The organism is Phenylobacterium sp. (assembly GCF_044358365.1).
Lineage (GTDB): Bacteria > Pseudomonadota > Alphaproteobacteria > Caulobacterales > Caulobacteraceae > Phenylobacterium.
In genome coordinates, this window is the sequence record NZ_JBIKNZ010000034.1 from 1 (window position 1) to 18,974 (window position 18,974).

The 18,974-nt window shown below is 65.7% G+C and carries 17 protein-coding genes and 1 tRNA gene; 4 read left to right on the forward strand and 14 right to left on the reverse strand.

Going from position 1 to position 18,974, the window contains the following annotated elements; genetic code table 11:
- Positions 1-72: 72 nt before the first annotated feature.
- The 8 genes from ACIQ3B_RS10760 to ACIQ3B_RS10795 all read right to left on the reverse strand — a co-directional run bounded on the left by ACIQ3B_RS10760 (position 73) and on the right by ACIQ3B_RS10795 (position 9,720).
- The gene (locus ACIQ3B_RS10760) at positions 73-465 is read right to left on the reverse strand and encodes an endonuclease domain-containing protein (protein WP_397402392.1); all 393 of its coding nucleotides are present in this window, start codon (positions 463-465) and stop codon (positions 73-75) included.
- A 72-nt stretch (positions 466-537) separates the two neighbouring features.
- A complete protein-coding gene (gene radC, locus ACIQ3B_RS10765) occupies positions 538-1,284 on the reverse strand; it encodes a DNA repair protein RadC (RefSeq protein ID WP_397402394.1) in 747 nt (248 codons plus the stop codon).
- A gap of 88 nt (positions 1,285-1,372) precedes the next feature.
- Positions 1,373-4,945, reverse strand: a complete 3,573-nt coding sequence (locus tag ACIQ3B_RS10770) for a M1 family aminopeptidase (protein WP_397402396.1) — start codon at positions 4,943-4,945, stop codon at positions 1,373-1,375.
- A gap of 17 nt (positions 4,946-4,962) precedes the next feature.
- Positions 4,963-5,841 (reverse strand): ABC transporter ATP-binding protein, encoded by an 879-nt coding sequence (locus ACIQ3B_RS10775; RefSeq protein ID WP_397402398.1) that lies wholly within the window; start codon positions 5,839-5,841, stop codon positions 4,963-4,965.
- A gap of 112 nt (positions 5,842-5,953) precedes the next feature.
- Positions 5,954-7,669 carry a hypothetical protein gene (locus ACIQ3B_RS10780; RefSeq protein WP_397402400.1) on the reverse strand — a complete coding sequence of 572 codons (1,716 nt, stop codon included), beginning with the start codon at positions 7,667-7,669 and terminating at the stop codon, positions 5,954-5,956.
- Positions 7,670-7,726: 57 nt separating this feature from the next.
- Positions 7,727-8,545 (reverse strand): type I methionyl aminopeptidase, encoded by an 819-nt coding sequence (map, locus tag ACIQ3B_RS10785; protein ID WP_397402402.1) that lies wholly within the window; start codon positions 8,543-8,545, stop codon positions 7,727-7,729.
- Positions 8,546-8,587: 42 nt separating this feature from the next.
- Positions 8,588-9,313, reverse strand: coding sequence for a DNA/RNA nuclease SfsA (gene sfsA, locus ACIQ3B_RS10790; protein ID WP_397402403.1), 726 nt, complete (start codon positions 9,311-9,313; stop codon positions 8,588-8,590).
- Positions 9,314-9,465: 152 nt separating this feature from the next.
- Positions 9,466-9,720, reverse strand: coding sequence for a hypothetical protein (locus tag ACIQ3B_RS10795; protein WP_397402405.1), 255 nt, complete (start codon positions 9,718-9,720; stop codon positions 9,466-9,468).
- Positions 9,721-9,836: 116 nt separating this feature from the next.
- Between ACIQ3B_RS10795 and ACIQ3B_RS10800 the strand changes: the two genes are divergently transcribed.
- The 3 genes from ACIQ3B_RS10800 to ACIQ3B_RS10810 all read left to right on the forward strand — a co-directional run bounded on the left by ACIQ3B_RS10800 (position 9,837) and on the right by ACIQ3B_RS10810 (position 12,263).
- Positions 9,837-10,604 carry a competence/damage-inducible protein A gene (locus ACIQ3B_RS10800; protein ID WP_397402407.1) on the forward strand — a complete coding sequence of 256 codons (768 nt, stop codon included), beginning with the start codon at positions 9,837-9,839 and terminating at the stop codon, positions 10,602-10,604.
- A gap of 74 nt (positions 10,605-10,678) precedes the next feature.
- The gene (locus ACIQ3B_RS10805; protein WP_397402409.1) at positions 10,679-11,458 is read left to right on the forward strand and encodes an SDR family NAD(P)-dependent oxidoreductase; all 780 of its coding nucleotides are present in this window, start codon (positions 10,679-10,681) and stop codon (positions 11,456-11,458) included.
- A gap of 10 nt (positions 11,459-11,468) precedes the next feature.
- Positions 11,469-12,263 carry an enoyl-CoA hydratase/isomerase family protein gene (locus ACIQ3B_RS10810; protein ID WP_397402411.1) on the forward strand — a complete coding sequence of 265 codons (795 nt, stop codon included), beginning with the start codon at positions 11,469-11,471 and terminating at the stop codon, positions 12,261-12,263.
- 29 nt (positions 12,264-12,292) lie between these two features.
- On the opposite strand, the gene ACIQ3B_RS10815 is transcribed toward ACIQ3B_RS10810, so the two are convergent.
- The 4 genes from ACIQ3B_RS10815 to ACIQ3B_RS10830 all read right to left on the reverse strand — a co-directional run bounded on the left by ACIQ3B_RS10815 (position 12,293) and on the right by ACIQ3B_RS10830 (position 15,174).
- A complete protein-coding gene (locus tag ACIQ3B_RS10815) occupies positions 12,293-12,940 on the reverse strand; it encodes a superoxide dismutase (protein WP_397402412.1) in 648 nt (215 codons plus the stop codon).
- A gap of 93 nt (positions 12,941-13,033) precedes the next feature.
- Positions 13,034-13,438 (reverse strand): EF-hand domain-containing protein, encoded by a 405-nt coding sequence (locus ACIQ3B_RS10820; RefSeq protein ID WP_397402414.1) that lies wholly within the window; start codon positions 13,436-13,438, stop codon positions 13,034-13,036.
- A gap of 73 nt (positions 13,439-13,511) precedes the next feature.
- On the reverse strand, positions 13,512-14,354 hold the full coding sequence (gene purU, locus ACIQ3B_RS10825; RefSeq protein WP_397402416.1) for a formyltetrahydrofolate deformylase: 843 nt from the start codon (positions 14,352-14,354) through the stop codon (positions 13,512-13,514).
- Positions 14,355-14,394: 40 nt separating this feature from the next.
- A complete protein-coding gene (locus ACIQ3B_RS10830; RefSeq protein WP_397402418.1) occupies positions 14,395-15,174 on the reverse strand; it encodes an SH3 domain-containing protein in 780 nt (259 codons plus the stop codon).
- Positions 15,175-15,311: 137 nt separating this feature from the next.
- On the opposite strand from ACIQ3B_RS10830, the gene ACIQ3B_RS10835 reads away from it, so the two are divergent.
- Positions 15,312-15,398: transfer RNA gene (locus tag ACIQ3B_RS10835), tRNA-Leu, on the forward strand.
- A 19-nt stretch (positions 15,399-15,417) separates the two neighbouring features.
- Here ACIQ3B_RS10835 and scpA read toward each other — a convergent pair.
- The gene (gene scpA, locus ACIQ3B_RS10840; protein ID WP_397402420.1) at positions 15,418-17,577 is read right to left on the reverse strand and encodes a methylmalonyl-CoA mutase; all 2,160 of its coding nucleotides are present in this window, start codon (positions 17,575-17,577) and stop codon (positions 15,418-15,420) included.
- Positions 17,574-18,965: a methylmalonyl-CoA mutase family protein gene (locus ACIQ3B_RS10845; RefSeq protein WP_397402422.1), complete on the reverse strand. Its 1,392-nt coding sequence runs from the start codon at positions 18,963-18,965 to the stop codon at positions 17,574-17,576. The genes scpA and ACIQ3B_RS10845 overlap by 4 nt, the downstream gene beginning before the upstream one ends.
- Positions 18,966-18,974 lie beyond the last annotated feature (9 nt).

An 18,974-nucleotide genomic window follows, 5' to 3' on the forward strand; every position in this document is an offset into this window, starting at 1 on the left:
TCACATCAATCCCAGCGCCTTGAAACTGGCTACGCCGTCGCGGCCGGCGTGCACCACGCCAACCTCCCCCGTTTACGGGGGAGGGGGACCACGAAGTGGTGGAGGGGGCGCTGCAGCATCCTGAACGTAGCCGATCAGGCGTTGAGCGATGCCGTACGGGTCCGCCAGAAAATACGAGGCGGGAATTCGGACAACTCGCATGCCTTGACGTCGAAGATATCCGTCCCGGCGTGCGTCGCGTTGTGGTCGATCCTCGAGGTGATGGGCCTCTCCGTCGATCTCAAAGCAAATTCGGCGAGATGGGCAGTAGAAATCGAGCACGTAGGGACCGACAGGATGCTGGCGGCGGAACACGGGCTTCCCGGGCTCCCGGCCCCGGAGATGACGCCAAAGCAGGACTTCTGGCAGCGACATTGATTTCCGCAAGCTGCGGGCGCGTTTTGTCGCGTTGCTGGTGACTCTCATGCTGTGTCAGCGCCCCCTCCACCACTTCGTGGTCCCCCTCCCCCATGAATGGGGGAGGTTCTTCTCATCGGCTCACATCAATCCCAGCGCCTTGAAACTGGCTACACCGTCGCGGCCGACCACCAGATGATCGTGGATGGAGATGCGCAGCGGCCGTGCGGCGTCGACGATCTGGCGGGTCATGTCGACGTCGGCGGATGAGGGGGTCGGGTCGCCGGACGGGTGGTTGTGCACCAGGATCACCGCGCTGGCTGATAGTTCGAGCGCCCGGCGCACCACTTCGCGCGGATAGACCGGCGCGTGATCGACCGTGCCGCGGTTCATGATCTCGTCGGCGATGAGCTGGTTTTTCTTGTCGAGAAAGAGGACGCGAAACTGTTCGCGCGCTTCATGGGCCAGGGCCGTCTTCACATAGGCCAGCAAGGCGGCCCAGGATGAGATCACCGGTCGGCGGGAGATCTGCTCGCGAGCCGTGCGCAGGCCGGCCTCATGCAGGAGTTTGAGGTCGAGTGCGACGGCCTCGCCGACGCCGGCGACCGTGCGCATGTCCTCCGCCGTCGCACCCAGTACCGCGCCCAGCGATCCGAACCGGGCGAGAAGTTGCTTGGCCAACGGCTTTACATCACCGCGCGGGACGGACCGGAACAGCAGGAGTTCCAACACCTCATAGTCGGGCAGGGCGGGAAGGCCGCCAGCCATCGCCCGCTCCCGCAATCGCTCGCGATGACCCGCATAGTGAGGGCGTGGCGGTGTTGCGGACCGCGCCTGCCACAGGTCGGGCTGGGGCGCGGTGTCTTCGACGGAGAACGGGCGGCTCATTTCGACAATGTTCCGTAAGTGTTCTCGCTTGGCAAGCCTGAAGCCGGTATCCCAGATCGGAAAGCCAGACCACCGGTCGCGCGACGGTCTAGCCGCCGGCGACCGCAATGGCGTTATCGTCAGAGTCCCGGTCGATCTGTTTGTTGTAGGGGTCTACGCCAGCGTAGGTCGGTTTCCTGTCGACCGTAAACCGTATGGTCTGGGCGCCTGTTCGAAGGCCAACCTTCTGGAAGGCCAGCACGTTCTTCGATGAGAAGCCCGCCGTCCCTGGCTCTGCTGTAAAGACTCCGACATCGAAAACCTCGCTGTCCGGAATAGCGACTGGGGTCTCCTTGCCGCGACCGTCTGCATAGGTCTTCTTCGCCTCAACAGTCAGAACGACGTCGTAGCGACCGTCTGGACGTTTTTTGACAGCGGTCGAGCGGGTTTTCAGATCGTAGAGCGTGATCTTTTCGAAGAGGTCGGTGATCAGTTGCTGGTGCTCAAGTCCCGCCTCGGCGCGAAGTGCGTCGACAAGGTCCTGGGACCTCGGATAGGGCGCGCCCTTGAAGGCGTACTGGGCGATCACGCGACGCAGGGCCGCATTGATCCTGACCTCTCCGATGCGATCACGCAGCAGGTACATGACCAGAGAACCCTTGTTGTAATGAATGTAGCCCTGGTTTTCGACGCGGATCAGCGGCAGCTCCTCGAGCAATTCACCGCCGCGACTGCGCAGGTATTCATCTAGTTCCCGCTTCAGGAACTTGCGGATGCCTTCGGGCCCGAAAGTCTTTTCCATCACGATCAGCGCCGAGTACTGGGCCAGGGTCTCGGAAAGTGCGGTCCCGCCCTGCATGTCGGCGCCGACTACCTGGTGAGCCCACCATTGGTGCGCCAGCTCGTGAGCTGTTACGTAAGTGACGTAGTCGATCTTGTCAGGTTTCGTGTTGTCCGCGATGAAACCGATACCCTCGGAATAGGGCATGGTGTTGGCGAAGGCCTGGGCGAACTGAGCGTAGTCGGGGAACTCCAGGATCCGCGCCTGCCGGAACTGATAGGGGCTGAAGTTGGTCTGGTAGTAGTCCAGACCGGTCTTGAGGGATTTGATCATCCGCTCGACGTTCCACGGGTGCTGGGCGTCGTAGTAGATGGCCAGTTCGACGCCCTTGTAGGTCTCTCGCTTGATGGCGTAGCGAGCTGATTGCACCGAGAAGAAGTTCAGCACCGGCGCGTCGGTGCGATAGCGAATGGTGCGCCGGCCATTGGCCGTGACGTCAGAGATCCTGTAGCCGGGAGCGACCGGCGTCTGGTCGGCGACCGTCGTGATGGTGATATCGGCATTCACCCAGTCGGCATTGCCGACGTAGTTGCGCGCCTGAGCTGACCGATCCTCCAGCTTGGGGGTACGAAGCTCGGGCGGCAGGCCGTATTTGCGGCGCTTGGCGCGATCCTGCAACAGACCCTCGCGTTGCATGCCGACAATGGGGGCGAATTCCATGTTGTCGACAAAGGTCCCGTTGTCGACGAGGCGCGTCGTATTGCCGGAGTTCTTGAAGCCGCGCTGACCCATCAGGGTCTGGAACGAGAGGGCCGAGGTCTCGCCAGGCAGCAACGGCTTGTCGAAGGTGAAGATCCGATAGTTGTACCGGTCGAAGGTCTGCACGCGGCTCGCGCCGTTCACGTTCATCTGGAGCGCTTTGGTGTCGCGATCCAGGCGCACGTGGAGTTGGCGTATGGGAGCCTGGGTGTCATTGACCAGCTGATAGACACCCTCAGTCGTCATCCGTGGCTCATGCGGATGCAGGTCGATGGTGAGGGTGACGTCGGTGATCGAGGGCTGCGGCAGGGACTCGTACTTCAGGAAGGCCTTTTCGTAGTCAGCCTGCCATTCGTCGCCCTCGAGGGCAGTCCGGTACGTGTTCAGGACATTGGTGTTGTAGAAGATATTCGCGCCAAGGCCGACAAAGGCGATCAGGGCCAGGCCGCCCACCAATCCTGCCGGGCCAGCAAGCCGCCTGGGCAGGCGCGCCAGACGCGGCGCCAGACGGGTTTCTGCTCCCCGTCGCCAGAGCAGATGGGACAGGACCAGCAGCACCACGGCGAAGGCCGTCCAATAGGCGCGGAACCAAGCCGCAAAGACTGCGTAGTCGCCTTGGCCGTTCATGTCCGACAGCGGCGAGGCGGGCGCGCCACCGAAGATGTAGAGGTTATGCTCGAAGCCGATGCGACCCAGCGACAGGGTGGCGATCAGGTAGAGCAGCGTCAGGCCCCAGCCCACAAACTTGTGGGGCGAGATCGTCTGTAGAAACACAGCCAGGATCGCAACCAGCGCCCAGTCAATGGCGTTGGGAACGATATACCAGAAGAGGTATTTTTCGGGCTGGATCGCCGTGAAGCCCATGCCCAGTTGGACTGCCGCGCCGGTCAGGGCGCTGACCAGCAGCATGCTGAACAGGACGAGGATGATGGCCAGGGCCTTGGGGACCACGAACGCCCAGTCGGGCACGGCCGTTGCATCGATGATCTCGTGCGTGCGCCGCTCGCGGTCACGCCAGACCAGATCGCCAGCGTAGTAGACCGCGACGATCATCACCATAAGCGTGAAGGCGCCGTTCAGCGTACCGATCACCCAGCGGGTCACGGGATAGAGGGCTGCGCCACTCTGTTCTGCCCCGAAGATCAATGCGCCCAGGCTATTGAACAGGCCAAGCACAAGGAGCACCAGAAAGGCTGGGCTCTTGAACACCTGCGCCATGTCGAAGCGCGTGCGCTGCATCAGTTGGGCCCAGGCCGTCGCCGGACCAAATCGTGGGCGGGCGAGGGGCTTTGGTACGAAGGCCGTCGCCATCTCGGCTTCGGTGTTCCCGCGCGCGCTGGCGCCGGTGCGCGCCTCGAAGCGGAACAGGCCATGCGCCAGCGCCAGGGCCGCGACGCCGACGGCTGTCCAGATCAACCGGTTGAACAGAAGTGCGCCTTCGATGGGTGGCGTCAGGGTATTGGCGTCTGCGGCGGTGAAATAGCGGGTCGCCAGACTCCAGGCCGCCAGACCCAGCGGCTCAATCAGGGCGCCTAGCTCGCGCCGCTCGGGCTCGCCCATGGCGACGTTGATGAGCAGGTACGCAATCAGAAACCCGGCAACGCCAAGATAGGTCGCCATCATGGAGCGGGTGACCGTCGCCAGGGTGAAAAACAGCGCCGATGTCATGAACAGGCTGGGCAAGGCCAGCCAGAGATAGGCGAAGGCATAGGCGCCCAGGCGGTTCGGGCCCACGGTTTCCGGGTCCATCCACGGCGCAAATGAGCCCGCGAGTATCCCCAGCGGCACGACCAGGAAGGCCAGGGCTACAGCCGCGAACGCGCCGGAGAACCGACCGAACAGATAGTCGAACTTGTGAATCCGGGTGGACCGGATGATAGGGCCGAACCCGGTTTCCTCGTCACGCACGATGACGTTGGCGACGAAGGCGGTGGATACGAACATGAAGAACAGCGACATGATCAGCGTGGTCTGACCGATGGCGCTGGGCGAGTTCTTCAGGATGTTGCCGCCGGATCCGATCTGGATCTGATCGATGGTGACCGACCCGAACACCAGCAGGAAAAAGATCAGCGAGGCGATCCAGAAGATCGGCTGGCGAAGCTGATAGCGCAGCTCGAAGGCTGCGATCTTGCCGAACATGACGCGTCCTTCCGGCTTCAGGCGGCGCGCCGCGAGGCGGAAAGGGTGGAAAAGTAGACATCCTCCAGCCCGCCCTGCACGGGCTCAAAGTCTGCGTCGGGGGAGGTGTCGGCCAGGACATGGATGATCAAACGACCGGCCGCCAGGCGGCTGGCGATGACATCATGGCGTGCGCGCTGGGCGTCCAGTTCCGCTCGGTCGATGATCTTGCGCCAGACCCGTCCGCTCAGTCGCTCGACAAGATCGGCCGGCGCGCCTTCCACCAGAATCCGGCCTGCAGCCAGGACCGCCATGCTGGGACAAAGATCGGAGACATCCTCGACGATGTGGGTCGAGAGAATCACCACCACGTTCTCGCCGATCTCGGCCAGGAGGTTGAGGAAGCGGTTGCGTTCCTCCGGATCGAGGCCGGCGGTCGGCTCATCCACGATGATCAGCGAGGGGCGCCCGATCAGGGCCTGGGCGATTCCAAAGCGCTGGCGCATGCCGCCAGAGAAACCGGCCACCGCTTTCTTGCGGACGTCCCAGAGGTTCACCTGGTGCAAAAGCGTCTCGACGGTGTCCTTGCGCTCGCCGCGGCTGGCGATACCCTTGAGCACCGCCAGGTGATCCAGCAGATCCAGGGCTGATACACGGGGATAGACGCCGAAATCCTGCGGCAGGTAGCCCAGGGTCCGGCGAAGCATTTCTGGCTCCGCGATTACGTCGATATCACCGAACCGTATGGCTCCGGAGGTGGGCGTCTGCAGAGTCGCCAGGGTGCGCATCAGGGTCGACTTGCCGGCGCCATTGGGGCCTAGCAGACCAAACATGCCCTTGGGAAGCTCCAGGTCGACGCCGTCCAGCGCACGGGTTCCGTTCGGATAGACGTGGGTCAATCCCCTGATCGAGAGCATGAGTATCTAGCCTGCGGTGCTTGTTCGTCGCAAAAATTGACGAACGTGCCGGGTGGTTTCAAGTTAGAAAATTGTAACGAACTGGCCGCGCGCCGTTTCCAGTGATCCGCCGTCAGATCAGGTCGAGCGGGACCTTCGCCACGTCACCGCCGCGCCAGGCTTTTCGCGCCTGGGCGGTGAAGTCACGGGCAGCGCCCTTGCGGCCCTGTCCAGCTTCCGCCTCCGCGAGAACCCGCAGCGCCAGCGCATCCTGAGGCCATTCGGACAGGCTGGCGTGGGCGGCGCGTTCGGCTTCGGCAAAGCGGCCGGCCTTGAGCTGGGCGGCGGCCAGGCTTCTGCGGACCGGATACCACCAGGGCGGCGGGTCGAAGTTTTTCGGAACCGGGAAGGCCTTTTCCTGGGCGATGGCGGCGCTGGCGAAGATGACGGCCGCCTGGCCGGCGTCGCCACGCAGCATCGCGGCGCGGCCTCTCAGCACGCCTGCGGCCACCTCCGCGATCGGCAGGTTTGCGAACTCGCCGGCCTGGCTGGCCTCGCCGCGAACCTGGGCGGGCCGACCTGGCGAATCGACGCCCGCGCCCGGCAGTTTCGCGGTCTCTGCCCGCAGGACCTCAATTGCCTCGGCTTCGCGCAGCACCGCCGCCGCGTCGCCCTTGGCGGCGAAGGCTTCGCCGCGGGCATAGTGGAAGTAGATCTTCTGCAGACGGGTATCTGAGGGCGCGCTGGTCAGCGCCAAAGCCCGGTCCGGGGCAAAGCGACCCACCGCCACAAGGCTGCGGGCGGAGGCGGTGGCGTAGCGGCTCGTCGCGACATCGGGGAAGCCCCCACGGGCGTGCTCGGCGTACTTGAGCGAAAGCGCCCGGTCTCCGGACATCATCGCCCCACTCAATCCAAACAGATAATTGTGCAGATAATAGAACTTGCCGGGCGCGTTGCCGAGGTTCGAAAGGGCGGAACCCGTTTCAGCGTCGACCTGCATGGCGGCGGCGTTGGCGCGGGCGACCTCCGGGTAGAGGCCGACCCGCATCAGGGTGTGGGTGCCCATATGCACCAGGTGGCCGGCGGTGGGCGCCAGGCTGCCGAGGCGCTTGGCATAGGGCAGGGCCAGCGGCGCGTGGCCGGCGAACTCTGTGGCGTGGATGTAGTAGTGGATCGCCGCCGTCTCATCCGGCTTGCGGGCCAGAACGGCTTCCAGGATTTCCTGGGCGCGGGCGACGCCGGAATAGTCGTCCTGCCGGGCCGGAATGATCAGGGCGTGCGCCGTCATGGTGGCGATGGCGTCGTCGTCGGGATAGCGCCGTGCGATGGCGTCCATCGCCTTGCCGAAGGCCTGCTCGCGGCCCTCCGGGGGCGCCACGGGCTGGTAGCGAAGCTGCAGGGCGGCGACCAGGGCGGCTGTGCGTTCATCGCCCGGCTTTACGACCTTGGTCGCACGGTCAGCGACGGCCAGGGCCGCGGCGGTCTGCTCCGGCGTAACGGCGTAGTTGAGCGTCGAACCCAGCGACAAAGCCTCTGCCCAGACGCAAAGCGCGCAGCCCGGGTCCAGTTCGGCGGCCTTGGCCAGCGCCTGCTTGGTCTCGGCGTGCAGAAAGCCGTGGTAGGCGTTGATACCGTAACTGAACCAGGCCTGGGCCTCGGGGTTGGCGGTATCGGCCTTGAATTCACTGGTGCCGACGCCCTCGCGAATTCTGCCATTGGCCGCCACGGCGGCCTCAATGGCGCTCTCGGCGCCACAGATCGCGTTGATGCCGATGTCGACCGGATTGGCGCCGAGACCCGTAGGGGAGGCCAGAACCATCGCGGCGCCTAGCGCCAGTGCGAATTTCATGGTTGTTCCCTCCGGTTCCGGAGACAACATCGCGCGGTCAGCGCCGCGCTGCAACCGTCAGGCGCTGAGGATCGCCGGCTTGAACTGGCCGGTGGGCGACAGGGTGAAAACTTCGATCCCGGTTTCGGTGACGCCGCACGAATGCTCGCACTGGGCCGACAGCGATTTGTCGCGGGTGACCGCCGTCCAGCCGTCGGCCAGCAGCTTCACCGGATGTTTGCCCAGGTTCACCATCGGCTCGATGGTGAAGAACATGCCAGGCTGCAGCAGCTCGCCCGTGCCCTTCTGGCCGAAGTGCAGGATGTTGGGCGCGTCGTGGAACACGCGGCCCAGGCCGTGACCGCAGAAATCGCGCACGACGGAGCAGCGCATGCTCTCCACATAGGTCTGGATTGCGTGGCCGATGTCGCCAGTGCGCGCGCCGGGCTTCACCGCGTCCAGCCCGCGTTGCAGGGCCTCATAGGTGACGTCGACCAGGCGTTTGGCGCGCGGCGCCACGGGACCAACGCCATACATCCGAGAGGTGTCGCCGTGCCAGCCATCGACGATGACCGTGACGTCGATGTTGACGATGTCGCCCTCGCGCAGCACCCGATCGCCGGGAATGCCATGACAGACGATATGGTTGGGACTGATGCAGACCGTCTTGGTGTAGCCACGATAACCCAGGCAGGCCGGGATCGCGCCGTGATCCAGGATGAATTCGCGGGCCAGATCGTCCAGCTTCTCGGTGACGACGCCTGGAACCACGTAGGGCGCCAGCATATCCAGGCACTCGGCGCCCAGGCGGCCGGCCTTGCGCATGCCTTCGAAACCGGCGGCGTCATGCAGCTTGATCTGGCCTGTGCGGTATTCGCCGTCGAGGGTATCGGTCATGGGGTGCTCCAGGGCCCTATGTCGCTCTTTTGACGCGAAAATTCAACTGCGAGCCAGCTGGAGCCGATCCCCGACCCAGGGGATCGGGCTTGCAATCATCACCTTCTGCGTCGTGATTTCGCAGGCATAGGCCAATACCTCCACGCCCGCCGCTGCCGCCTCGGTGAGCCCGCGCGCATAGGCCGGATCCAGGTCGTTGCAGGCGGCAAAGGCGTTGCAGTCGGTGCGCTGGATCACGAAAAGCATCACGGCCCGCTCACCGGCCTCGACCATGGCGGTGAGTTCCCTCAGGTGCTTGAGCGAGCGCGCGGCTACACAGTCCGGAAACTCGGCCAGGGTTCCGTTGCGGCGCAGATGGCAGTTCTTGACCTCAAGCCAGCACGGCGCCCGGTCCGGCGCCTCCAGCAGGAAGTCCACCCGGGAGTTTGCCCCATATCGCACCTCGCGCCGGTGGGCGGCGTAGCCGGTCAGTTCAGGGATCGCGTCAGCCGCCAGCGCCTCGGCGACAAGGCGATTGGGATGCATGGTGTTGATACCCACCAGTCCGCCGTCGGCCTCGACCAGCTCCAGGGTGTGGGCGAGTTTGCGCTTGGGGTCGTCGGATCGCGAGACCCAGGCCGGCAACCCCGGCGTGCTCAGGCCCAGCATGGCGCCGGGGTTGGGGCAGTGGGCGGTGATCTCGTCGCCATTGTCCAGCACGACATCGGCGAAGAAGCGTTTATAGCGGCTGACCAGCACGCCGCGCTTCAACGGGGACGGAAAGTCCATCGGGCTCAGCACTCCAGCGCAGAAGTTTCGCCCGAGGCTGTAGCGCCCGGCTGCAAACTCAAAAACCCCCAATCCGGTTCTGCCCGGATCGGGGGTTTCAGCTTCGGTCGATTGCGAGAAGTGGGGACGTCTCGCGATCGGGCTCTCCGAATCTATTTTTTCTCTGTCGTGGTGGTCGTGCTCGACGTCGAGCCCGGATCGCCCGTCATGGCGTCAGGGGCCGTGGTGGTCGTGGATTCCGTCGTCGTCGTGCTGGGCTCTGCAGGCGGCGACGTAACATTGACGTCCGGCGGCGTGACCGTGACTTCGGTAGGCGCGGCGGCCGGCGCGGGCGCTTCCGTCTTTTGCGTGCAAGCCGACAGACCTGCGGCGACAACGACGGCGGCGAGAATGGCGCTGTATTTCATGTGGGTACCCCGGAGGCTGATCCTCAGAGGCCTGAACCCGGCAGACTGAATTTGGTTCCAGCTGTTGGATCGCCGCTGACCCACCGCTACAAGCACCCATCATTTGAGGATCCGGAATGAGCGAAACCGCTGATGACCGCGTCACCGCCGCTGTGCTGGTGATCGGCGATGAAATCCTGTCAGGGCGAACCCAGGATACCAATACGCGCGACATCGCCCGCTATCTCGGCGTCATCGGGATCGACCTGGCCGAGACCCGCACCGTGCCGGATGTCATGCAGGAGATCGTCGATGCGCTGAACGCGCTCCGGTCCCGCTACGACTATGTGATCACGACGGGCGGCATCGGCCCGACGCATGACGACATTACCGCTGACGCTGTGGCGCTGGCGTTCGGGGTGGAGCTCTACGAACATCCCGACATCATCGCCATGATGGCCGCGCGATGGGGTGGCGAAGTGAATGGCGCGCGCCGCCGGATGGCGCGAATTCCAGTAGGCGGAGATCTGGTCAAGAACCCGGTGCAGGGGCCGCCCGGCTTCACGATCGGCAATGTCTTCACCCTGGCCGGCGTGCCCCAGATCATGCGCGGCATGCTGGAGGACGTCGGTCCCCGGATGCGGGGCGGGCGGCCGACAGTGTCACGGACGGTGCGGGTAGAAGGCTCCGGGGAAGGTGTGATCGCCGCACCTCTGGAAGCGGTCGCCAAGGCGCATCCGGACATGTCGCTGGGCAGCTATCCTTTCTACGGCGCCGACGGCTACGGCTCGAACCTGGTGCTGCGCAGTCGGGACGCTGATCAGTTGGGTGAGGTCGTCGTCGAGCTCATTGCCGCGCTGAAGGGCGCTGGTATCGAGAATGTCGTCGAGGTTGTCGCCGCCTGAGCCACGCCAGAGGCGCTTGACCGACGTAGGGGCGCCCGCATCAAGTCGGGCCCAAACACGGGAGGCTTCTCTAGATGGCGTTCATTCCTTTCGACCTGACTGGCAAGGTGGGTCTGATCACCGGCGGCAACGGCGGCATTGGCCTGGGCATGGCCGAGGGGCTGGCCGCTGCCGGCGCGAAGGTTGCCGTCTGGGGCCAGAATCCGGAAAAGAACGCCAAGGCCGAAGAGACGCTCAAGGCCTACGGTGTCGACGTGCTGGTCCAGAAGGTTGATGTGGCTGATGAGGCGGCTGTGGTGGCCGCCGTCGCCGAGGTGTTGGCAAAGTTCGGCCGCATCGATTTCTGCGCCGCCAACGCGGGTCTGGGCGGCGGGGCGCCTTTCGAGGAAATGACCACCGAGAAGTGGCGGCGCGTCACCACGGTGAACCTGGACGCGGTGTTCTGGACGTTCCGTGAGGCCGCAAAACACATGGTTGAGCGTGCTCGGGCCGGCGATCCGGGCGGCTCTTTGCTGGTCACCTCGTCGACCTCGGCCATTCACGGCGCGCCGCGCAACCAGGCCTATGCCGCGACCAAGGGCGCGGTGCTGTCGATGGTGCGCGGCCTGGCGGTGGAATATGCCCGCCACGGCATCCGGGCCAATTCGGTGCTGCCCGGCTGGATCCGCTCGGACATGACCGCTGCGGCCCAGAAGTGGGACAAGTTCAACGACCAGGTGATCGGTCGCGTACCGATGCGCCGCTGGGGCGAGCCAGAGGATTTCTCGGGCCTGGCGGTCTATCTGGCCTCCGACGCCTCGAAGTTCCACACGGGCGACAGCTTCGTGATCGACGGCGGCTACACCATCTATTGAAGGACCTCGCATGAGCGATCCCTATGCCCGCTACGAACGGCTGAAGTTCGAGCGGCCGTCGCCTGGCGTGCTGCGCATCGTCATGAGCAATCCCGGCAAGCTCAACGCCACCGATGCGGTAATGCATCGCGAACTGGCCGAGGTCTGGCGCGACGTGGACGCCGACCCGGACACGCGGTGCGCCATCCTGACCGGAGCGGGAGATACGTTCTCTGCCGGCGGGGATTTCGACATGATCCAGGGGATTGTCGATGACTTTGAGGTGCGCGTGCGATCGATGCGCGAGGCCCGCGACATCGTCATGAACATCATCGACTGCCAGACCCCCGTGGTCAGCGCCATGCGCGGTGTGGCGGTGGGCGCGGGGCTGGTTTGCGGTCTGCTGGCAGACGTCTCCATCGCGACGCCGGACGCCCGGATCATCGATGGCCATACCCGCCTTGGCGTGGCGGCGGGCGACCATGCCGCGATCATCTGGCCGCTGCTCTGCGGCATGGCCAAGGCCAAGTACTATTTGCTCACCTGCGATCCCTTGAGCGGTCAGGAAGCCGAGCGGATCGGGTTGATCTCCCTTTGTGTGCCGGATGACGAGCTGGACGCCAGGGCGCTGGCTGTCGCAACCAAGCTGGCCAACGGCGCGCCGTTGGCCATCGCCTGGACCAAGCACGCATTGAACCATTGGCTACGGTCGGCGGGGCCGGCGTTTGACGCCTCACTCGCACTGGAGTTTCTGGGATTTACAGGCCCGGAAGCGGCCGAGGGGCTGGCGTCGCACCGGGAGAAGCGCAAGCCGAAGTTCGTCTGAGGGTCAGCGCCGCGATCGGACGTGCTCGATCATGCCGCTGCGGCGGCGGGCAGGGGATAGCGAAAGCCGGGGCCTTCAGCATCGACGACCGCCCATTGGGCGTCTGCGAAATCCCAGTTGGCGAGATTGTCGAACCATCGCTCAAGGAAGCGCTGTCGCTCGTTCTTGTAGTCGAGGTAGTAGGCATGCTCCCAGAGATCGCAGACCAGCAACGGGGTTACGCCGTCCCGGATCAAGAGATCGTCTGCGTCATGGGTCGACACCACCTTGAGCCCTTCCGGGCCGGCGACGATCCAGTTCCATCCTGATCCGAAGTGACTGACGCCGGTCTCGACAAACGCAGTTCGCAGGCCCTGCAAGCTGCCGAAGGCCTGGTTGATCGCCCGCAGGAGGCCGCTTGCCGGCCCGGCCTTTTCGGGCGGTCTCATACATTGCCAGAAGAAGGCGTGGTTCCAGGCCTGGGCGGCATTGTTGAAGAGCGGAATGTCGCCGGTTGAGTGGGCTCTGCGGACAATGTCTTCCAGCCGCAGCTCTGCCAGTGCGGCTTTGGTCGCCAGTTGGTTCGTCTTGTCCACATAGGCTTTGTGGTGTTTGCCGTGGTGCGCTGCCAGCGTTTCGGACGAGACGAACGGGACGAGGGCGTCCAGCGCGTAGGGCAGTTCGGGGAGGATGTGCATCGGGACCAGGGGGCTTGCGACGGCGCCGGGGTTCGACCCGCTCCCGCCTCAACCCTGGACGATCTCGCATGGTTCCATGCGGGCGTCTGACCGCTAGCGGCTGCGCCGGGCGGCCTTTATCTCGGCGCTGTTGAGATACCCATCGCGGTTGACATCCAGTTCGCCAAAGCGAACCTCGGCGCGGGCGGCCAGTTCCTCCGAAGACAGGGCGCCATCGCCGGAGACGTCGTTGGTCTTGAAAACCTTCTCCACCGCGCCCTTGACGCCGGGAAGGCGTGTGAAGCCCGGCAGCTCGGCGACGGTTACCCGGCCATCCCGGTTCTTGTCGAACTTCATGGATTCAGAGACGAGACCTGTGCGGTACTCGGCGCGGGAGGTGCGGCCGTCCTTGTCGGCGTCGAACCCGGCGATGTTTGCAGGCTGGGCCAGGGCTGGCGTGATCGCGCCCGTAAGGGAGAGCAGCGCGCTGATCCCGGCAATTCTGGGCAAGGTCGGCATCCGGCGGTTCCGTAAAGATTTGAAGCCGTCGACATGTGCAAGAAGCCCCGCCCGGTCAAGACCCCGAGGCCCCTCAGCCTGTAAACACCACCGTCTTGCGCCCGTTAAGCAGCACCCTGTCCTCCAGATGCCAACGCACGGCGCGCGCCAGCACCCGGCGCTCAATGTCGCGGCCCTTGCGGATCAGGTCTGCCGGGGCATCCCGGTGGCTGATGCGCTCGACGTCTTGCTCGATGATGGGGCCCTCGTCGAGGTCGGCGGTGACGTAATGGGCCGTCGCGCCGATCACCTTTACGCCGCGCGCGTGGGCCTGATGGTAGGGCCGCGCGCCCTTGAAGCCGGGCAAGAACGAGTGGTGGATGTTGATGCAGCGCCCCGCCAGTCTTGCCGACAGGTCGTTGGACAGCACCTGCATGTAGCGGGCGAGGATGACCAGTTCGGTGCCGGTTTCCTGAACCAGGGCCCATAGCGCGGCTTCCTGCTCGGGCCGGGTTTCCGCCGTTACGGGCAGGTGGCGAAAGGTGACGCCCTGGAGATCGGTATGGGGGAAGGTCTCGGCCGGGTGGTTCGACACCACACAGGCCAGGTCCATCGGCATTTCTCCCTGACGCCAGCGCCAGATCAGGTCGGACAGGCAGTGGTCGGTCTGGGAGGCCAGGATCATCACCCGGCGCCGCTCCTTGCGTCCGCGCAGGGTCCAGGTCATGGCGTGATCCTCAGCGACCGGGCGCAGGGCTTCGCGCCAGTCCTCCGGCCCGGTACGGCCCGGGTCGAAGACCACCCGCATGAAGAACCGACCGGTTTCCTGGTCGTCGTACTGCTGAGCGTCCAGAATGTTGGCGCCGCCGTCGAAGAGGCAGGTTGAGACCTGGGCGACGATGCCGGGTCGGTCAGGGCAGGACAGGGTGAGGATCATCCGCGATCTTATGCCTCACGCCTTCAACGCTGCCGAGACCCTACAGTGACGTCAGGTTCCAGCTGCCGCCGGCATCGCGGCAGGCGTTGAACTGTTCGCGCACGGTGGGCTGGCCGCGCTCATTGATCGTCTGTTCGACGCGTCGGCAGTCACCGCTGGTCTGGCCGTCCGAAGCCTGCACGACCGAACGGGCCACGTAGCCCTGGATCAGGCCATCTTCCTCGACCGCCAGCCAGCCGCCGGCCACCGTGCCGCTGGAAACGAAGGTCTCGCCCACCCGCAATCGATCCAGTACCGGGGCGTCGGCCCTGGGCGCCGCGCGGACGTTGACCCGAGACGAGACTGAGTACGTGCCGCTCTGGCTTGAGACGCGCGATACCGGGGTTACTCCTTCGGCAAAGCGCCAGCGGCCGGAGGCGGCGCTGGTCTGTGGCGCACTGTTAACCCGCTCCAGAACCTCGATCCGCCCGCTGGCGCCGGATTGGGGGTCAGACCAGGTCTGCGTCCTGCCGGTGTCGAGCGCCCTCTGGAACGCCTGCTGAGCGTCCTGCTGGGCCTTGCGGTCCATGCGGCAGCCGATGGAGTTGCCGATCACGGCGCCCAGACCCGCGCCGATCGCGGCGCCAAGCACGCGATTATCCTTGCTGATCTGGCTGCCGGCCAGCGCGCCGACCAGGCCGCCGACCACGGCAGCCTTGGTATTGGCGCTGCCTTCTGCGTCGCAGGAATAGAGAGACTCGAGCCCCCTGGCTGCCACAGGGGCCGCCGGAAGGCTGAGAACTGACGCGAGCAGAATGGCGATTTTTGCTGACCGAACCATGGGTGTCCTCCTGGGCTTTGTCTTCATCATGCGCCGATACGGGCACCGGGGCCAAGTGACGGATTGTGAACGCGCGCTGCCGCGATCCGCGACGCCGCTTGAACTCCCCGCCCGTGGCGGCCTATCTGCTGCAACGCGCGGGCGTGGCGGAATCGGTAGACGCAGCGGACTTAAAATCCGTTTTCGGCAACGAAGTGTCGGTTCAAGTCCGACCGCCCGCACCAGAAGGCCGGATCCTCAGGATCAGCGCCCTGCCGTTTCCTGCGCATAGCCCAACTGTTCGTTCAGCCGGTCCAGCACGGTGATCGCCGCCTCCGGGATCACGGTCCCTGGCGTAAAGATCGCGGCAACGCCCATGTCCTCCAGCGCCTTGAAATCCTCCGGCGGGATGACGCCGCCGACAAATACCAGGATGTCTGGGCGTCCCAGGCGGGCCAGTTCGGATTTCAGTTCCGGCACCAGAGTCAGGTGTCCAGCGGCGAGCGAGCTGGCGCCGACCGCGTGAACCCCGGCTTCGACGGCCTCTACCGCCGCTTCGGCGGGGGTCTGGAACAGGTCGCCGATCTCCACGTCAAAGCCCAGGTCGCCGAAGCCGGACGCGATCACCTTCTGACCCCGGTCATGGCCGTCCTGGCCCATCTTGGCCACCATCAGGCGGGGCTTGCGGCCGTCGGCCTGTTCAAAGGCCGCAGCCATGGCGCGGGCGCGGTCTGAAGCGGGCGTCGCGCCAGCTTCGCGCAAGTAGACACCCTTGACGGCGTCGGCTGTGGCCTTGTGGCGGTTGAACACCTTTTCCAGGGCGAACGAGATCTCGCCAACCGTAGCCATGGCCCGTGCGGCATTGACCGAGAGTTCCAGCAGGTTGCCGTCGCCGGCCGCGCCGGCGGTCAGCGCATCCAGAGCGGCGGCCACAGCTTCCGGGTCGCGGTCGCGTTTCAGGCGTTTCAGCTTTTCAAGCTGGGCGTTGCGGACGGCGGTGTTGTCGACCTTCATCACGGGGATGTCGTCGGCCACGTCAGGCCTGTACCGATTTACCCCTACGACTGACTGCTGCCCGGAATCGATCCGGGCCTGGGTGCGGGCGGAGGCTTCCTCGATCCGGCGTTTCGGCAGGCCGTTCTCGATCGCCTTTGCCATCCCGCCCAGCGCCTCGACCTCGGCGATGTGGGTGAGCGCCCGCTCGGCCAGATCGGCAGTCAGGCGCTCGACATAGAAGCTGCCGCCCCAGGGGTCGACGACCCGGTTCTGGCCGCTCTCCAGTTGCAGGAAGAGCTGGGTGTTGCGGCTGATCCGCGCGGAAAAGTCCGTCGGCAGGGCCAGGGCTTCGTCCAGCGAGTTGGTGTGCAGGCTCTGGGTCTGGCCGCCGACGGCCGCCATGGCCTCGACGGTGGTGCGGGCGACATTGTTGTAGACGTCCTGGGCGGCCAGGCTCCAGCCGCTGGTCTGGGTGTGGGCTCGCAGCGAGAGGGAGCGCGCATCCTTCGGGTCGAACTCGGCCTTCATCAGCTTCGCCCACAGCAGGCGTGCGGCGCGCTGCTTGGCGATCTCCATGAAGGCGTTCATGCCGGCGTTCCAGAAGAACGAAAGCCGGGGGGCGAACTGGTCCACGGTCATGCCCGCCGCGACGCCCGCACGGACATAGTCGATGCCGTCGGCCAGGGTGTAGGCCAGTTCCAGGTCCAGCGTCGCGCCGGCTTCCTGCATGTGATAGCCGCTGATCGAGATCGAGTTGAAGCGCGGCATTTCGCGGGCCGTATAGGCGAAGATGTCGGACACAATCCGCATCGAGGGGCCGGGCGGATAGATGTAGGTGTTCCGGGTCAGGAACTCCTTCAGGATGTCGTTCTGGATGGTGCCCGAGAGCTTCTCGTGCGGCACGCCCTGTTCTTCCGCCGCCACGATGTAGAGCGCCAGGATCGGCAGCACGGCGCCGTTCATGGTCATCGACACGCTCATCTTGTCGAGCGGAATGCCGTCGAAAAGGGTGCGCATGTCGAGGATGCTGTCGATGGCTACGCCGGCCATGCCCACGTCGCCCGCCACGCGGGGGTGGTCTGAGTCATACCCCCTGTGGGTGGCCAGATCGAAGGCGATCGACAGTCCCATCTGGCCCGCCGCCAGGTTGCGCCGATAGAAGGCGTTGCTGTCCTCCGCGGTGGAGAATCCGGCGTACTGGCGGATCGTCCAGGGGTTGGTGGCGTACATGGTGGGGTAGGGGCCGCGCACGAACGGCGCCAGTCCCGGATAGCCGCCCATGGCTGCCAGGCCGGTGATGTCAGCCGCGGCATAGGCGGGGCGGACGGCAATACCCTCCGGGGTATTCCAGGCATCGGCCTCCGGCGGTGAGGTCGGCGTGACAGGACCCTCGAACGGCAGGGTCGCGAAATCCGGGAACGCGCTCATGCCGCCACCTCATAGGCTTCGGACAATCGAATGGGTTTCAAGGGCGGGCACACGCTGTCTTCGCCGGGGAGGCGTGGCGAGGGTTGATCGGGGAAGGCGCCGCCCGGTTCCACCTCGACCGGCGCCGGGCTGGTGGGCGGGAAGGCCGTAACGCCCACGATCTTCGGCTCGCCCCGCGCGGCGACCGCCGCCGCTACGTCCCGGGCGATCAGACCGGAGGTCAGGGCGGAGACAAGCCCGCCGGCGGCCTCAATGGCCTGCAGGCGTGTCCAGGCGGCCCGGGCGATCTGATCGGTGAGCGTCTCGATGTAGCCGGAGCCGGCGGCAGGGTCGGTGACCTTGCCGATATGTGCCTCTTCCATCAGCACCAGCTGGGCGTTGCGGCTTTGTCGCCGGGCGAGGGTAGTGGGCAGCCCCAGGGCGTCGGAATAGGTCCCGAGCACCACAGCGTCCGCACCGCCGACCGCCGCGCCGAACCCGGCAACCGTCAGACGGATCATGTTGGTCCAGGCGTCCTGCGCCGTCAGCATGCGGCGCGATGACCGCGCCTCGATCCGCGCCAGAGGGTCAGCGCCGGAGGCGGTGGCGATCCGGGCGAACACGACGCGTGCGGCGCGAACCTTGGCAATACCCACGAAATAGTCCGCATCCGCCGACAGGCCCAGCGTGACGCGTGCGAAGGCCTCGGCGATCGTCAGGCCCGCGCCGACCAGGGCCCTGGCGTAGGCGATGGCGGCCGCTGCGGCGAAGGCGACCTCTAGGGCCTCGCCGCCGCCGGCTTCATGGACCACGCGGCCCGAGGCCTGGAACAGGCTGGCTTGGGGGTAGGTCTGGGCGAGGTCCGCAGCGACGGTCGCCGCAGCGGCCAGGTGCGCGGCGACCGGCCCGGGACTGGCGCCTGACCCGGCGAAGGCGCTGATGGGGTCGAGGTTGAGATCCAGCTTTGCGCCGGGCGAGGATCTGGCGACGGTGTGCAGCGCCTGAGCGGCCTGCGGCCCCCGGAACCCGGCGTCGAGCCCAGTCGGAGCCAGTTCCAGAATCACGTCCTTGAGCGCGCGGGCGAGGGCATCAGGCGTGGCGTGGCCCTGAACGATGACGGAGGCCGCGCCGCCCTGCAGGTCCGCCAGCAGTTCAGCATTCGCCCTGGCTGGATCGGGGTGCGCCGACAGGGTCCGCACGTCCCAGGCCCGGCCAGCCTCGAACGGTCTGGGCGGGAAGCCCGCCGCCCGCTCCGACGCCGCATAGAGCGGCGAGATCGGCAGCCCCTCGACCGTCGCCTTCATCAGGCTCTCGAAGGGCTTGTCGCCCAGGGTTTTGGAGACCAGCGCGCGCCAGGCGGCCTCGTCGGCGGGCGGAAATCCGGGGTCGATTAACAGGGTGTCGGCCATGGGCGGAAT

Excerpts from the sequence above, each read along its gene's own strand:
- ACIQ3B_RS10760 (WP_397402392.1), bottom strand. The coding sequence starts at position 465 with ATGAGAGTCACCAGCAACGCGACAAAACGCGCCCGCAGCTTGCGGAAA.
- radC (WP_397402394.1), bottom strand. The coding sequence starts at position 1,284 with ATGAGCCGCCCGTTCTCCGTCGAAGACACCGCGCCCCAGCCCGACCTG.
- ACIQ3B_RS10770 (WP_397402396.1), bottom strand. The coding sequence starts at position 4,945 with ATGTTCGGCAAGATCGCAGCCTTCGAGCTGCGCTATCAGCTTCGCCAG.
- ACIQ3B_RS10775 (WP_397402398.1), bottom strand. The coding sequence starts at position 5,841 with ATGCTCTCGATCAGGGGATTGACCCACGTCTATCCGAACGGAACCCGT.
- ACIQ3B_RS10780 (WP_397402400.1), bottom strand. The coding sequence starts at position 7,669 with ATGAAATTCGCACTGGCGCTAGGCGCCGCGATGGTTCTGGCCTCCCCT.
- map (WP_397402402.1), bottom strand. The coding sequence starts at position 8,545 with ATGACCGATACCCTCGACGGCGAATACCGCACAGGCCAGATCAAGCTG.
- sfsA (WP_397402403.1), bottom strand. The coding sequence starts at position 9,313 with ATGGACTTTCCGTCCCCGTTGAAGCGCGGCGTGCTGGTCAGCCGCTAT.
- ACIQ3B_RS10795 (WP_397402405.1), bottom strand. The coding sequence starts at position 9,720 with ATGAAATACAGCGCCATTCTCGCCGCCGTCGTTGTCGCCGCAGGTCTG.
- ACIQ3B_RS10800 (WP_397402407.1), top strand. The coding sequence starts at position 9,837 with ATGAGCGAAACCGCTGATGACCGCGTCACCGCCGCTGTGCTGGTGATC.
- ACIQ3B_RS10805 (WP_397402409.1), top strand. The coding sequence starts at position 10,679 with ATGGCGTTCATTCCTTTCGACCTGACTGGCAAGGTGGGTCTGATCACC.
- ACIQ3B_RS10810 (WP_397402411.1), top strand. The coding sequence starts at position 11,469 with ATGAGCGATCCCTATGCCCGCTACGAACGGCTGAAGTTCGAGCGGCCG.
- ACIQ3B_RS10815 (WP_397402412.1), bottom strand. The coding sequence starts at position 12,940 with ATGCACATCCTCCCCGAACTGCCCTACGCGCTGGACGCCCTCGTCCCG.
- ACIQ3B_RS10820 (WP_397402414.1), bottom strand. The coding sequence starts at position 13,438 with ATGCCGACCTTGCCCAGAATTGCCGGGATCAGCGCGCTGCTCTCCCTT.
- purU (WP_397402416.1), bottom strand. The coding sequence starts at position 14,354 with ATGATCCTCACCCTGTCCTGCCCTGACCGACCCGGCATCGTCGCCCAG.
- ACIQ3B_RS10830 (WP_397402418.1), bottom strand. The coding sequence starts at position 15,174 with ATGGTTCGGTCAGCAAAAATCGCCATTCTGCTCGCGTCAGTTCTCAGC.
- scpA (WP_397402420.1), bottom strand. The coding sequence starts at position 17,577 with ATGAGCGCGTTCCCGGATTTCGCGACCCTGCCGTTCGAGGGTCCTGTC.
- ACIQ3B_RS10845 (WP_397402422.1), bottom strand. The coding sequence starts at position 18,965 with ATGGCCGACACCCTGTTAATCGACCCCGGATTTCCGCCCGCCGACGAG.